We start from the raw sequence: 15340 nt of genomic DNA on the forward strand, positions 1-15340 counted from the left end.
CCGCCGGCCCCGGCGCCCCCGCCCGGGGCCGGGCGCCGGCTCCCGAGGTGGCCACGGCACCCCCGCCGGGCGCCCGCGCCGCCCGACCCGCGGCCTCCGCGGCCCCCGGCCGTTCCGGCACGACCGCCAAGCCCTCACCGACCGCGTCCCGGACCGCACCGGCCCCGGGCGGCGGCGTCACCGACCCGACCCCGAGCAAGCCGGCGGACCCGCCGAGCACGCCGGTGACCGACCCGACACCGCCGGTCGAACCCACGCCCGAGCCGACCGAGACGACCGGCACCGGCGACAACGGCGGCACCGGCACGGTCGCCGACGGGCCGGCTCCGACCCAGCCGGTCGCGCAGTCGCCCGTCGCCGACCAGCCCGTTGCCGAGCCGCCCGCGGCCGACCAGCCCGCGGCCTGAGCGCTCCGCTGAAGGCGCCGCGATCTGCCGCCGTTCGTCTGCGGCACCGTCGTGGCCGGTCGCGCAGTTCTCCGCGCCCCTACAGGGCGCTGCCGCACCGCAGTCGACTTCGCCCGGCGTGCCGCTCGACCGGGTCCGCCCGCACCCGTCCCCGTACCACCCGCTCCCCGCACCACCCGGAGTACCACCACCCATGGCATCCCGTACCCGCCGTTCCGGGCGCGCTCCCCGAGCCCGTGGCGGCTCCAGGCGCCGCCGCCTGCCCATGCGCCTGCTGCTGCCCCTGCTCCTCCTGGTCGCCCTGATGGCGATGCTCATGCTGCGCGGATACGTGCACAGCGAGATCCTCGCCGACCACCGGGTCGGGCCGTCCGCGTCGAGCGACCAGGTCCCGAAGGAGATCCTCGAGGGCGGGCCCGTCATAGACACCCGGGAGGAGAAGCCGACCGCTCTGGACCTCCCGGACCGCGAGCTGGTGCTGACCTTCGACGACGGGCCGGACCCCGAGTGGACTCCCAAGGTCCTCGACGTGCTGAAGAAGCACGACGCCCACGCCGTCTTCTTCGTCACCGGCACCATGGCCTCCCGTCACCCGGACCTCGTCCAGCGCATCGTCGACGAGGGCCACGAGATCGGGCTGCACACCTTCAACCACCCGGACCTGTCGCTGCAGAGCAAGAGCCGGGTCGACTGGGAGCTGTCCCAGAGCCAGCTCGCGCTGGCCGGGGCGGCGGGCATCCGCACCTCGCTCTTCCGCCCGCCCTACTCGTCGTTCTCCCACCTCATGGACAACAGGTCCTGGCCGGTGACCGAGTACATCGGCAGCAAGGGCTACATCACCATCGTCAACGACACCGACAGCCAGGACTGGCGCAGGCCCGGTGTCGACGAGATCATCCGCAACGCCACCCCGAAGAACGGCGACGGCGCCATCGTGCTGATGCACGACTCCGGCGGCGACCGCTCCCAGACCGTGGCCGCGCTCGACCGGTTCGTCACCGGGCTGAAGGACAAGGGCTACCGCTTCGACACCCTGACCGCCGCCCTGGAGGCCCCCAGCGCGCACACCCCGGTCGCCGGGCTCGACGCGGTGAAGGGCAACGCGTGGGTCTTCCTCGTCCAGGCCTCCGAGAAGACGACCGGCGTTCTCGTCGCCGGGCTCGCCGTCGTCGGCGTGCTCGTCTTCGCCCGGCTCGGGCTGATGCTGATCCTCTCCGTGGCGCACGCCCGCCGTGTCCGCCGCCGCGGCTTCCGCTGGGGCGAGACCGTCACCGAACCGGTGTCCGTCCTCGTGCCCGCCTACAACGAGGCCAAGTGCATCGAGCAGACGGTCCGTTCCCTGGTCGCGAGCGACCACCCCATCGAGGTGCTGGTCATCGACGACGGCTCCAGCGACGGCACCGCGCGCATCGTCGAGAACCTCGGCCTGCCCGGCGTACGCGTCGTGCGCCAGCTCAACGCGGGCAAGCCCGCCGCGCTCAACCGGGGCATCGCCAACGCCAAGTACGACCTGATCGTGATGATGGACGGCGACACCGTCTTCGAACCGGCCACCGTCCGTGAACTGGTGCAGCCCTTCGGCGACGCGCGGGTCGGGGCGGTCGCGGGCAACGCCAAGGTCGGCAACCGGGACTCGCTGATCGGCGCGTGGCAGCACATCGAGTACGTGATGGGCTTCAACCTCGACCGCCGCATGTACGACGTGCTGCGCTGCATGCCGACCATCCCCGGCGCGGTGGGGGCGTTCCGGCGCAGCGCGCTGGAGCGCGTCGGCGGCATGAGCGACGACACGCTCGCCGAGGACACCGACATCACCATGGCCCTGCACCGCGACGGCTGGCACGTCGTGTACGCGGAGAAGGCCCTCGCCTGGACCGAGGCCCCCGAGTCCGTCCAGCAACTGTGGTCCCAGCGCTACCGCTGGTCGTACGGCACGATGCAGGCGATCTGGAAGCACCGCCGGTCCCTCGTCGAGCGGGGTCCCTCGGGCCGCTTCGGCCGGGTGGGCATGCCGCTGGTGTCGATGTTCATGGTCGTGGCGCCGCTGCTGGCCCCGCTCATCGACGTGTTCCTGCTGTACGGGCTGGTGTTCGGCCCGACGGAGAAGACCATCGGCGCCTGGCTGGGCGTCCTCGCGGTGCAGGGGGTGTGCGCGGCCTACGCGTTCCACCTCGACAAGGAACGCATGACCCATCTGATCTCGCTCCCGCTCCAGCAGCTCCTCTACCGCCAGCTCATGTACGTCGTGCTGCTCCAGTCCTGGATCACCGCCCTCACCGGCGGCCGGCTGCGCTGGCAGAAGCTGCGGCGCACGGGCGCGGTGGGCCTGCCCGGGGCCGGATCGGCCACGCCCCAGCGGCAGATGGACGGGAGGCCGGTCGCATGACCACGCATCCCGATGTCGTCGCCGCGCCCCCGGAGAAGGAGCGGACCGCCTCCGGCGGTCCCGTCCGCGACCGCTACTTCGACCTGCTGCGCGCCCTCGCCCTGTTCCGTGTCGTGCTGTACCACCTGACGGGCTGGGCCTGGCTGCCGCTGGTGTTCCCGTCGATGGGCGTGATGTTCGCCCTCGCCGGCAACCTCATGGCCCGCTCGCTCAAGCGTCCGCCCGTGCAGGTGATCCGCGGCCGGCTGCGGCGGCTGCTGCCTCCGCTGTGGCTGCTGGGCGTCGTCGGCGTCACCGGCATGGTTGTGCAGGGCTGGGGGCCGGACGCCGACGGCCATCCCGGCTGGTGGTGGCTCCACCTCATCTTCTGGATCGTCCCGCTCAGCGACCCGCCGTACGCCGAGGGGCTGCCCGGCATCCACGGCTTCATCGGCGAGGACTGGGCCGCCGAACTCGCCGGCCCGCTCTGGTACATCCGCGCCTACCTCTGGTACGTCCTGCTGTCCCCGCTGCTCCTGAAGGCCCTGCGCGCCCTGCCGGTGGTCACGCTCCTGGCGCCGATCGCCCTGGCGGTCGCCTTCGAGCACAGCTATCTCACGCTGCCCGGCGAGCGGATCCCCTCGGCGCTCACGGACTTCTCCACCTTCGGCGCCTGCTGGATCCTCGGCATGGCCCACCAGGAGGGCATCCTCAAGCGGCTGCCGCGCTACATCGTCCCGTCCGTGGCACCCGTCATCGCCCTGGCCGGCCTCTGGTACGCCCTGCACCACGGCTTCGGGCCGGGCAACGACCTGGACAGCATGCCGCTGGCCCAGGCCCTGTGGTCCCTCGGCACGGTGTTCCTGCTGCTGCACATCAGCCCGTCCTGGTCCGAGTGGCCGCCCAGGCTGCGCCGCTGGGCCGGGCTGATCACCCTGCTCAACTCCCGTGCCGTGACGATCTATCTGTGGCACAACATCTGCATCCTGGTCGCCGCGACCCTGTGGGACAGGCTGTGGGCGGTCACCGTGCTGGAGCAGAACGTCCCCGGGCTGCTGGAAAGCCCGTGGCCGGTGCTGGTCCTGGTCTGGCTGCTGATCGGCGGCTGTGTCCTGGCCTTCGGCTGGATGGAGGACCTGGCGGCGAAGCAGCGGCCCCGCTTGTGGCCCAGGAGTGAGCCCCGGGTGAGGGTTCGGGGGAGCCGGAGGAGAGCGGTACGCGGCGGCTGATCCCCGTTCCCCCGGGGTTCTCCGGTGTGGAAAACTGCCCGAGTTGCGCATGTGAACGACTGGGATCAGTGACGGGCCGGGGGAGCAGTGGGATGAGTAAGCGGCAGACACAGAAGATGCTGCGGCTGATGGCGAGCGGAGAGCCGGTCGAGCTCACCAGCCCGATGGCGTCCGTGAAGAAGCTCGCCCGGCTGGCCTTCGTCGCCCAGCAGTTCGGCTACGAGTACGCGGACGTCCGGCAGAGCAGCGGCCGCAACGGCGCGCTGACGATGCTGATCCTGCCCGACCCCAGCCCGCACGCCCGGGGCCGGGCCGCGCAGAACTGGGCGCAGTACCCCAACGCCGCCGACGGGGTCTCCCTCCCACCGCTCGTGCCCGACGCCTTCGAGCTCCTCAAGGCCCGCATCAACTTCGACCTCACCGGCAAGAGCGCCGAGAAGCGCATGGGCTACGCGGCCCTCGGCCTCACCGTCGGCTGCGTGATCCTCGCCCTCCGCAGCGGCGGGGAGCCCTTCGACTTCGTCGCGGCGGGCCTGATCTGGCTGCTCTTCCTGGCGATCTTCGGCATCGGCCTCCTGGTCACCCGCAAGCGCAACGCGAAGTTCGCCGCCCGGCTGCAGGCGGCCGGCTTCATGCCGGTGACGGACGAGAACGGCCGGACGCGCTACCTCCCGCCCGGGGCACAGCCGCCCGGGCACGGCAACCCCTTCGGCGGCGGTCCGTACGGCGGCGGTCCGGGGGCCGGGGCGCCGGGGTACGGCGGGGTACCGGGCCAGGCCGGTGGAGTGCCTGGCCAGGCTCCCGGGATGCCGGGGCAGGCGCCCGGGATGCCCGGTCCGGCCGTGGGGGCACCCGCCGGTTACGGACATCAGCAGCCTGGACCGCCACCGGCACAGGGCCCCTACGCTCAGCCCGCACCGGGCCCGTACGCCCAGCCCGCTCCAGGCCCCTACGCCCAGCCGGCCCCGGGCCCCTACCCGCATCAGCCCGCGCCCGGTCCGTACGGGACGCAGCCCCCTGCCACGCCGTATCCGCCGCAGCAGCACCCCGGCCCCTACGCGCCGCAGCAGCCGCCCCACCCCGAGCAGAACCCCCACTGGCAGCACCCGCAACGCTGACACAACGCCACCGAACCTCTCATCCCGCCCAGGCCCGGGGTGAGAGCAAAGTTCCCTCTCGGTCACTCGATGGCACAGTCACGAAACGAGCCCTCCCTACCTTCGGGATCAGCCACTCGTAGTACGACCCCGAGTCCCGGAGCAAGTGGAGGCGTCATGACAGGCCCTGGCACGGCACCCGCACCCCCGAGCAGGGGCGGACGCTGGATCCGGCACTGGGATCCCGAGAACGAGACCTTCTGGAACGAGACCGGTGAGAAGGTCGCCCGCCGCAACCTCGTCTTCTCCGTGCTGTCCGAGCACATCGGCTTCTCGATCTGGACCCTGTGGTCCGTGATGGTGCTCTTCATGGGCCCGGAGTACGGCCTGACCCCCGCCGACAAGTTCATGCTGACCTCGATGGTCACGCTGGTCGGCGCCGTCGTCCGCGTCCCCTACACCTTCGCCGTCGCGATCTTCGGCGGCCGGAACTGGACGATCGTCTCCGCCGGCCTGCTGCTGGTCCCGACCGTCGCCGCGTTCACCGTGATGGAGCCGGGCACCTCCTTCTCCACCTTCCTGCTCGTCGGCCTGCTGGCCGGCATCGGCGGCGGCAACTTCGCCTCCTCCATGACCAACATCAACGCCTTCTTCCCGCTGCGGAAGAAGGGCTGGGCCCTCGGCCTGAACGCGGGCGGCGGCAACATCGGCGTCCCCGTGGCGCAGCTCGTCGCGCTCGCGATCATCGGCGCCGGCGGTGGCCCGCGCGTGCTGCTCGGGATCTACATCCCGCTGATCGTCGTAGCCGCTGTCATGGCCGCGCTCTTCATGGACAACCTGGAGAACGTCAAGAACGACACCGGCGCCGCCAAGGACGCCGCGCGGGACGCCCACACGTGGATCATGTCCATCCTCTACATCGGCACGTTCGGCTCGTTCATCGGCTACAGCTTCGCCTTCGGCCAGGTGCTCCAGAACGAGTTCGGCCGTACGCCGCTCCAGGCCGCGTACGTCACCTTCCTCGGCCCGCTGCTCGGCTCCCTGATCCGGCCCGTCGGCGGCTGGCTCGCCGACCGGTACGGCGGCGCGAAGATCAGCCTCTGGAACTACGTCGCCATGGGCGTCGCGACGGCGGTCCTGATCGGTGCCTCCATGGAGAAGTCGCTGGCGCTGTTCACCGGGGCGTTCGTGGTGCTGTTCGTGCTCAGCGGGCTCGGCAACGGCTCGACGTTCAAGATGATCCCCGGCATCTTCCAGAACAAGGCCCTGGCCAAGGGACTGCGGGGTGAGGAGGCCGCGGCCTACGGGCGCAGGCTCTCCGGCGCCTCCATGGGACTCATCGGAGCGGTGGGCGCGCTCGGCGGTGTCGGCATCAACCTCGCCTTCCGCCAGTCCTTCCTCTCCTACGGTTCCGGCACCGGCGCGTTCGTCGCCTTCGCCGCCTTCTACGTGGTCTGCTTCGGGATCACCTGGGCCGTATACCTTCGACGTACGGCTCCGCGGGTACCCGTCACCACGGCGACCTCGGAGGCGAAGCCGCAGCTCAGCTACGCCAAGGTGTGACGTAACACCGCCGACATCATGCCGATCCGGGCCTGTCACGAGCCGTTGACAGGCTCGATCGGCATACACGTACGCCGAACCCATGGAGTACGACGACTCGAATGCGGGACGAGAGCATGCACGAGGAAGAACAGCGACCGGAACATGGCCCACTGGCGGGATTCACCGTGGGCGTCACGGCCGCGCGCCGGGCCGAGGAGCTGGGCGCGTTGCTCCAGCGGCGCGGCGCCACCGTCCTGCATGCCCCCGCCCTGCGGATCGTGCCGCTCGCCGACGACAGCGAGCTGCTGGCCGCGACCAAGGAGATCATCCACCAGGTGCCCGACATCGTCGTGGCGACGACCGCGATCGGCTTCCGGGGCTGGGTCGAGGCCGCTGACGGCTGGGGTCTGGGCGAGGATCTGCTGGCGCGGCTGGGCGGCGTACGGATCATGGCGCGCGGGCCCAAGGTCAAGGGCGCGGTCCGGGCCGCCGGGCTGACGGAGGAGTGGTCGCCGTCGTCGGAGTCCATGGCCGAGGTGCTCGACCGGCTGCTGGAGGAGGGCGTCGACGGTCTGCGGATCGCGATCCAGCTGCACGGTGAGCCGCTGCCCGGGTTCGTGGAGTCGCTGCGGGCGGGCGGCGCCGAGGTCCTCGGGGTGCCCGTCTACCGGTGGATGCCGCCGGAGGACATCGGGCCGGTCGACCGTCTCCTGGACGCGACGGTGTCCCGCGGCGTCGACGCGCTGACCTTCACCAGCGCCCCCGCCGCGGCCTCCTTCCTCTCCAGGGCGGAGGCACGCGGACTGCTCCCCGAGGTGCTGGCGGCACTCGGCCATGACGTCCTGTCGGCCTGTGTCGGCCCGGTCACCGCGCTGCCGCTGCAGGGCCACGGCATCGACACGGTCCAGCCCGAACGCTTCCGGCTCGGCCCGCTCGTCCAGCTCCTCTGCCAGGAGCTGCCCGCGCGGGCGCGCTCGCTGCCGATCGCCGGGCACCGGGTCGAGATCCGCGGCCATGCCGTCCTGGTCGACGGCGACCTCAAGCCCGTACCGCCCGCCGGCATGGCCCTCCTGCGCGCCCTCTCCCGCCGCCCCGGCTGGGTCGTCGCCCGCGCCGACCTGCTGCGCGCCCTGCCCGGAGCCGGCCGCGACGAACACGCCGTCGAGACGGCGATGGCCCGCCTCCGCACGGCCCTCGGCGCCCCGAAACTGATCCAGACGGTGGTCAAGCGTGGCTACCGCCTGGCCTTGGACCCGGTAGCGGAGACGAAGTACGCGGACGCGTGAGGCCGCGCGGGAGTTGAGCGGAACACCGCCATTGGCGCGGGCCGCGTGCTCTGGCCGACATCGCCGCCGCGCAGGGCCACGCCAGGCCGGGCGCGCGGTCGGCGGTGTGTCGGCAGTGGTGCGGGGCCGGGCTGGAGACACCGGCGGATGAGGCCGCGCCGCGAGCCGCCCCGGAGATACCGGCGTACGAAGTCGACACAGGCCGCCGGCCGGAACGCCCGCCCCGTCGGGCCGGCCGGCGGCGTCAGGCCCGTGCGAAGGGGTTTCCGGCAGGGGAGTGGGAAGGCACTGTATGAGGGAACGGTTTCCCAGCCCTCTCACTGGCATCTCACCGGCCCTCTCGCGACCGGGGTGAACCCCTAGGCGGTGACAGGCACATGGCATTGGGTACGGCCACGGCCCCGTACGAGCTGCGGTTCGATGCCGGGCGGATCTGCCTGGATCTGCTCTCCACCACGCATCCGGAGGAGCGGCTCGACTCCGTGGCCGTGCTGCGCGCCTGGATCACCGGCTCCGGTCTCGTCCCGGCGGACACCGTCCTGGCCCACGCCGACACCGCCTGGCTGGCCGCCTTCCGCGAACTGCGCGACCAGGTCGGGAGGTTGGTGCGCGGCTGGTCGGCGCCCCGGGCCCGGGCCTACGACTTCGCGCTCGCGCGCGTCAACGACCTGGCCACTCCCGCGCCCCCCGCCCCGCGCGCCGTCCGCGACGGAGACGGCGAGCTCATACGGCAGTTGGACGACCCGCCCGACTGCGCCGCCCTGCTCGCGGCCGTCGCCCGGGACACCGTCGACCTGCTCACCGACCCCGTCGCCCGCGCGGCCCTGCGCCAGTGCGAGGGGGACAACTGCCCGATCGTGTACCTCGACACGTCCCGGGGACGCAGGAGGCGCTGGTGCTCCAGCGAGGTCTGCGGGAACCGCGAACGGGTCGCCCGGCATCGCCGCCGCGCGGCGCTCGCACGGGCTTAAGTCCCTTTTGCCCACCACGGCACGGCCGTTGCGTGGTAACTGCACTCAATTCCCGTGCCCCAAATGCCACTTCTGTGAACGCACTGTCGAAGTGATTTCGATTACATACCGTTTACCTACGCCACCGTAGGGAAAGCCTGACTTGATCTTGCTCATGTGGCAGAAATGTGAAGATCGCGGGGTGGGAATGTGACCCCATGTCCAGCTCGTCACGTCATCTCGAAGAAATCTGTCACGTCTCATTGAACGCCCAACCGCTCGCTTGCGTACGGCATGTGGAGCGACCGACTGGGGGAACCCCCGGACACCGGAGGTGGGCGTGCGCAAGGATTCCGTCGTGGCCAATGAACGTGCACCGAGGGCCCGACATCGCATGTCCCAGCCCTCGGAACCCGACGAGGAGCTGATGCGTGCTCTGTACAGAGAACACGCCGGACCCCTGCTGGCATACGTCCTGCGACTGGTCGCCGGAGACCGGCAGCGCGCCGAGGACGTCGTGCAGGAGACGCTCATCCGTGCCTGGAAGAACGCCGGTCAGCTCAATCGGGCGACCGGATCGGTACGCCCCTGGCTGGTGACGGTCGCCCGGCGCATCGTCATCGACGGCCACCGCAGCCGGCAGGCCCGGCCGCAGGAGGTCGACCCGTCGCCGCTGGAGGTCATCCCCGCGGAGGACGAGATCGACAAGGCGCTGTGGCTGATGACTCTGTCGGACGCACTCGACGACCTGACCCCCGCCCACCGGGAGGTGCTCGTCGAGACGTACTTCAAGGGGCGTACCGTCAATGAGGCGGCCGAGACTCTGGGCATACCCAGCGGAACCGTCCGCTCGAGGGTCTTCTACGCCCTGCGTTCGATGAAGCTGGCACTGGAGGAGCGGGGGGTGACGGCGTGATGAGTGTTTACGGGGGTAACCAAGGGTTCGGTACGGGAGGCATGGGTATGTCTGGCCCCATGCAGGAATCTCCGGTGCCGAACGAGCACGAGACCGTCGGCGCCTACGCCCTCGGCATCCTCGACGACGCCGAAGCAACCGTTTTCGAAGCCCACCTCGCGGGCTGTGAATGGTGCGCCCAGCAACTCGACGAGCTGGCCGGCATGGAGCCGATGCTCGCCGCCCTCGCCGACCTGCCCGGCTCCGGCACGCCCGCGATCGGCGAGTCGCTGTCCGCGAAGCCCCGGCCGCGCCTGGTGGAGAAGCTCGTCGACGAGGTCGCCGACCGCCGCGCCCAGAAGCGCCGCCGCAGTTTCTACATGGTGGCCGCGTCCGCCGCGCTGATCGTCGGCGGTCCCTTCGTCGCGGTCGCGGCGAACGGCGGCGACGACAGCTCAGGCGCGGAGAACCGCCCCCTCGCCGCGAGCCCGGCCAAGGAAGCCTTCAACGGCATCTCCGACAAGATCACGGCCACCGACCCGACCACCAAGGTCACCGCGACGGTCGCCCTCCAGAAGAAGGACTGGGGCACCGGCATGGTCCTGGAGGCGAAGAACCTCAAGGGCCCGCTGAAGTGCGCCCTCGTCGCGGTCGGCAAGAACGGCGAGCGCGAGACCCTCTCCTCCTGGTCCGTCCCGAACTGGGGATACGGCATCCCGGACGCCACAACCGAAAAGGCCAAGGAGCCGTTGTACGTCCAGGGCGGTGCCGCCTTCCAGCCGAACGAGATCGACCACTTCGAGATCGTGACCTTCGACGGCAAGCGTCTGGTCGAGGTCGACGCGTAGCCTTTCGGGGTCCCCTTCGCGTACGGTAGACGGCTGCCATGCACGTCAGAAGGGGGCCCGGTGGCCGCTCAGGCTCAACAGGAAACCGCGCTCGAAGACTCCTTGAGAGACCGCGAGATCAGCGTCGAACAGGAACACCTCGACCGGGTGTACCGACGCCTCGAGGAGAAGATCCACGAGGCCGAATTCCTCATGAACGACGCGGCCCAGCGCGGCCAGGTCGGCACGCCCGGCGCACTGGCCGAGCGGGACGCGCAGGTCTTCCGGGCGGGCGTCCACCTCAATCGGCTCAACAACGAGTTCGAGGATTTCCTCTTCGGCCGTATCGACCTGCTGACCGGCAAGGACGGCAAGAAGGGCCCCGACGGCGCGTACACAGCGGTGGAGCCCGCCGAGGGCGCCGTCCGTGAGGACGACACCGCCGACATCGCCGAGACCCTGCACATCGGCCGCATCGGCGTCCTCGACCAGGACTACGCCCCGCTGGTCATCGACTGGCGGGCCCCGGCTGCCGCACCCTTCTACCGCTCCACCCCGGTCGACCCCGGCCGCGTCGTCCGCCGCCGCGTCATCCGCTCCAAGGGCCGCAAGGTGCTCGGCGTCGAGGACGATCTGATGCGTCCCGAGCTGACGGCCTTCCTCGACGGCGACGAGCTGCCCGTCATCGGCGACGGCGCCCTGATGGCCGCGCTCGGCCAGGCCCGCAGCCACACCATGCGCGACATCGTCGCCTCCATCCAGGCCGAACAGGACCTGGTCATCCGCGCCCCCGCCGCCTCCGTGACCTACGTCGAGGGCGGTCCGGGCACCGGCAAGACCGCCGTGGCCCTGCACCGCGCGGCCTACCTCCTCTACCAGGACCGGCGCCGGTACGCGGGCGGCATCCTGATCGTCTCGCCGACCCCGCTGCTCGTCGCCTACACCGAAGGCGTGCTGCCCTCCCTCGGCGAGGAGGGCCAGGTCGCCATCCGCGCCATCGGCTCGCTCGTCGAGGGCGGCGAGGCCGCGCTCTACGACGCCCCGTCGGTGGCCCGCGCCAAGGGCTCGTACCGCATGCTCAAGGTGCTGCGGAAGGCCGCCCGCGGCGCCCTGGAGCTGAACGACGCGCCGACCCGGCTGCGCGTGGTCGCCTTCGGCCGCCGCCTGGAGCTGGAGGACCGGGAGCTGGAGGGTATCCGCCACGCCGCCCTCGGGGGCACCGCCCCCGTCAACCTGCTGCGCCCGCGCGCCCGCAAGCTGCTCCTGGACGCCCTGTGGGAGCAGTCCGGCTCGGCCAACCGCCACACCGATCCGGAGCTGGCCGCCGAGCTGCGCTCCTCCTTCGACGAGGACATCACCTCCGAGGACGCCTTCATCGCCTTCCTCGACGCCTGGTGGCCGGAGCTGACCCCGGCGGCCGTCCTGGACGCCATGACCGACGAGCGGCGCCTCGGCCGCTGGGCCCGGCGGATCCTCAACCCCGGCGAGGTCCGCAGGGTCGCCCGCTCCCTCAAGCGCGACGGCCGCTCCGTGCACGACATCGCCCTGCTCGACGAGCTCCAGGCCATCCTCGGCGCCCCCGCCCGCCCCCGGAAGAAGCGCGAGCTCGACCCGCTGGACCATCTCACCGGCCTGGAGGAGCTGATGCCGGTGCGCGAGGAGTCCCAGCGCGAGCGGGCCGAGCGACTCGCCCAGGAGCGCACCGAGTACGCGCACGTCATCGTCGACGAGGCGCAGGACCTCACCCCGATGCAGTGGCGCATGGTCGGCCGCCGCGGCCGGCACGCCACCTGGACGGTCGTAGGCGACCCGGCCCAGTCCTCCTGGTCCGACCCGGACGAGGCCGCCCAGGCCCGCGACGAGGCCCTCGGCACCCGCCCGCGCCGCCGCTTCCAGCTCACCGTGAACTACCGCAACCCGGCGGAGATCGCCGAGCTGGCCTCGAAGGTGCTGGCCCTGGCCATGCCCGGCTCCGAGTCCCCGAGAGCGGTCCGCTCCACCGGCGTCGAGCCCCGCTTCACGGTCGTCGAGGACACCCTCGGCGAAACCGTCCGCGCCGAGGCGGCCCGGCTGCTGGACCGCGTCGACGGCACGGTCGGCGTGGTCGTCGCCATGCAGCGGCGCGCGGAGACCCGGCGCTGGCTCGCCGGGCTCGGCGACCGGGTGGTGGCACTGGGCAGCCTGGAGGCGAAGGGCCTGGAGTACGACGCGACGGTCGTGGTCTCCCCGGCGGAGATCGCCGACGAGTCCCCGGCCGGACTGCGTGTGCTCTATGTCGCACTGACCCGGGCCACCCAGCAGCTCACGGTCGTCTCGGCGGAGCGGGACGAGCCCGACGCGACGGGAGTTCCGGACCTGCTCAGGGACTGATCCGGGCCTTCCGGCGGACCGCGCCCGGATACCCACTTGTCGGCGAAATGAACTCCCGGTACGGGAATGGCCTTACGGGATCTGTTTGTTAGCCTGGATGTGGCACCGGCTCGATCCAAGCCCCCGGGCCCAACCTTCGTCGCTACGAGCGACCACTTGCCGCGAGGCGAGCATGGCGGGCCGGTGCCACTTAACTTTCATAGGGGAATTGCGCAGAGACCCGCGTCCGACGTGACGTGGGTCTCTTTTTGCTGGCCTGTTCCGCGAACAAAAAGTTCGCAATCGGAGGCGGCTACCAGCTACCCAGCGGTAGGTGCGACTATCGGACGGCACAACTCAGCGTCAGGTGAAAGCAGAGGAAGTCGGCCATGGCAACGGCGCCCAGCGTCTCCTACTCGATGACGGTCCGGCTGGAGGTGCCCGCGAGCGGAACCGCCGTCTCGCAGCTCACCACCGCCGTGGAGTCCTCCGGAGGCTCGGTGACCGGCCTCGACGTCACCGCATCCGGTCACGAGAAGCTCCGTATCGACGTCACCATCGCGGCCTCGTCGACCGCGCACGCGGACGAGATCGTCGAGGAACTCCGCGGCATCGAGGGCGTCACGCTGGGCAAGGTCTCCGACCGGACCTTCCTCATGCACCTCGGCGGCAAGATCGAGATGGCGTCGAAGCACCCCATCCGCAACCGTGACGACCTGTCCATGGTCTACACGCCGGGCGTGGCCCGCGTCTGCATGGCGATCGCCGAGAACCCCGAGGACGCCCGCCGCCTCACCATCAAGCGCAACACGGTTGCGGTCGTGACGGACGGCTCCGCGGTGCTGGGCCTGGGCAACATCGGCCCGATGGCCGCCATGCCGGTCATGGAGGGCAAGGCGGCCCTCTTCAAGCGCTTCGCCGACATCGACGCCTGGCCGATCTGCCTCGACACCCAGGACACCGACGCGATCGTCGAGATCGTCAAGGCCATCGCCCCGGGCTTCGCCGGCATCAACCTCGAGGACATCTCCGCGCCCCGCTGCTTCGAGATCGAGGCCCGGCTGCGCGAGGCCCTCGACATCCCCGTCTTCCACGACGACCAGCACGGCACCGCGATCGTCGTCCTCGCCGCGCTGACCAACGCGCTTCGCGTCACGGGCAAGGCGATCGAGAACATCCGCGTCGTCATGTCCGGCGCTGGCGCGGCCGGTACGGCCATCCTGAAGCTGCTGATCGCCGCGGGCGTCAAGAACGCCGTCGTCGCCGACATCCACGGTGTGGTGCACGCGGGACGCGAGGACCTGGTGGACGCCGCCCCGGACTCCCCGCTGCGCTGGATCGCCGACAACACCAACCCCGAGAGCCTCACCGGCACGCTGAAGGAGGCCGTGCGCGGCGCTGACGTCTTCATCGGCGTCTCGGCCCCGAACGTCCTCGACGGCGATGACGTGGCCGCCATGGCCGACGGTGCCATCGTGTTCGCGCTCGCGAACCCGGACCCCGAGGTCGACCCGGCAATCGCCCGCGAGACCGCCGCCGTTGTCGCGACCGGCCGCTCCGACTTCCCGAACCAGATCAACAACGTGCTGGTCTTCCCGGGTGTCTTCCGCGGTCTGCTGGACGCCCATTCGCGCACGGTCAACACCGAGATGATGCTGGCCGCCGCGACCGCCCTCGCGGACGTGGTGACCGAGGACGAGCTGAACCCGAACTACATCATCCCGAGCGTCTTCAACGACAAGGTCGCGGGAGCGGTCGCCGGGGCCGTGCGGGAGGCCGCCAAGGCGGTGGGGGCGTAGGCCCTCTGACTGTGAGTATCCCCACGGACGCCCGGAAAACGGCGCGTCGCAGGACCTCTGTGAGCAGCGGAGCCCTATCGTGGCGGCCAGGCTCAGGCCCTCTTTTCGTGTGACTCCTGAAGGGTGTACTCACGACTCGTGCGGGTGCCGGATTGGCTTTCCCGCCGCAGGTAGGGGCAGGATGCGTCTCTGGGCGCGAGGGTCTGACGACGGACCCGGGTCCGGGGACTCACGGAGGACCCTGGCAGCATCGGCTTCGATCTGACGCCTCAACGGCAAGATGAACACGGGAGTAACAACATGAACCGCAGTGAGCTGGTGGCCGCGCTGGCCGACCGCGCCGAGGTGACCCGCAAGGACGCCGACGGCGTGCTGGCCGCGTTCGCCGAGGTCGTCGGCGACATCGTCTCCAAGGGCGACGAGAAGGTCACGATCCCCGGCTTCCTGACCTTCGAGCGCACCCACCGTGCCGCTCGCACCGCCCGCAACCCGCAGACCGGCGAGCCCATCCAGATCCCCGCCGGCTACAGCGTGAAGGTCTCCGCGGGCTCGAAGCTCAAGGAAGCGGCCAAGGGTAAGTAATCCCTGTTC

At 71.0% G+C, this 15340-nt stretch carries 11 protein-coding genes and 1 pseudogene; all 12 read left to right on the forward strand.

The window, feature by feature from the left end:
- Positions 1-407, forward strand: a pseudogene (locus ACFTZL_RS26340) (hypothetical protein); the annotation flags it as partial.
- A 193-nt stretch (positions 408-600) separates the two neighbouring features.
- Complete coding sequence (locus ACFTZL_RS26345; RefSeq protein ID WP_382587515.1) at positions 601-2793, forward strand: glycosyltransferase; 2193 nt, start codon at positions 601-603, stop codon at positions 2791-2793.
- Entirely contained in the window at positions 2790-4001 is a 1212-nt protein-coding gene (locus ACFTZL_RS26350) for an acyltransferase family protein (protein WP_382587518.1), read from the forward strand. The genes ACFTZL_RS26345 and ACFTZL_RS26350 overlap by 4 nt, the downstream gene beginning before the upstream one ends.
- A gap of 92 nt (positions 4002-4093) precedes the next feature.
- On the forward strand, positions 4094-5119 hold the full coding sequence (locus tag ACFTZL_RS26355; protein WP_382587521.1) for a hypothetical protein: 1026 nt from the start codon (positions 4094-4096) through the stop codon (positions 5117-5119).
- Between the two features lie 156 nt (positions 5120-5275).
- The gene (locus ACFTZL_RS26360; RefSeq protein ID WP_382587524.1) at positions 5276-6661 is read left to right on the forward strand and encodes a nitrate/nitrite transporter; all 1386 of its coding nucleotides are present in this window, start codon (positions 5276-5278) and stop codon (positions 6659-6661) included.
- Positions 6662-6777: 116 nt separating this feature from the next.
- A complete protein-coding gene (locus ACFTZL_RS26365) occupies positions 6778-7929 on the forward strand; it encodes a uroporphyrinogen-III synthase (protein WP_382587541.1) in 1152 nt (383 codons plus the stop codon).
- Positions 7930-8306: 377 nt separating this feature from the next.
- Positions 8307-8900 (forward strand): CGNR zinc finger domain-containing protein, encoded by a 594-nt coding sequence (locus ACFTZL_RS26370; RefSeq protein ID WP_382587527.1) that lies wholly within the window; start codon positions 8307-8309, stop codon positions 8898-8900.
- 373 nt (positions 8901-9273) lie between these two features.
- Positions 9274-9795, forward strand: coding sequence for a sigma-70 family RNA polymerase sigma factor (locus ACFTZL_RS26375; RefSeq protein WP_010039908.1), 522 nt, complete (start codon positions 9274-9276; stop codon positions 9793-9795).
- Positions 9795-10622 carry an anti-sigma factor family protein gene (locus tag ACFTZL_RS26380; protein WP_382587530.1) on the forward strand — a complete coding sequence of 276 codons (828 nt, stop codon included), beginning with the start codon at positions 9795-9797 and terminating at the stop codon, positions 10620-10622. Before ACFTZL_RS26375 ends, ACFTZL_RS26380 begins: the two co-directional genes overlap by 1 nt.
- 60 nt (positions 10623-10682) lie before the next feature.
- Complete coding sequence (locus tag ACFTZL_RS26385) at positions 10683-12971, forward strand: HelD family protein (protein WP_382587532.1); 2289 nt, start codon at positions 10683-10685, stop codon at positions 12969-12971.
- Between the two features lie 368 nt (positions 12972-13339).
- Positions 13340-14749: an NAD-dependent malic enzyme gene (locus ACFTZL_RS26390; RefSeq protein ID WP_382587535.1), complete on the forward strand. Its 1410-nt coding sequence runs from the start codon at positions 13340-13342 to the stop codon at positions 14747-14749.
- A 300-nt stretch (positions 14750-15049) separates the two neighbouring features.
- Entirely contained in the window at positions 15050-15331 is a 282-nt protein-coding gene (locus ACFTZL_RS26395; RefSeq protein WP_382587538.1) for an HU family DNA-binding protein, read from the forward strand.
- Positions 15332-15340: the final 9 nt, after the last annotated feature.

This window comes from Streptomyces sp. NPDC056948, assembly GCF_042674225.1.
In the GTDB taxonomy this organism is placed as follows: domain Bacteria; phylum Actinomycetota; class Actinomycetes; order Streptomycetales; family Streptomycetaceae; genus Streptomyces; species Streptomyces purpurascens.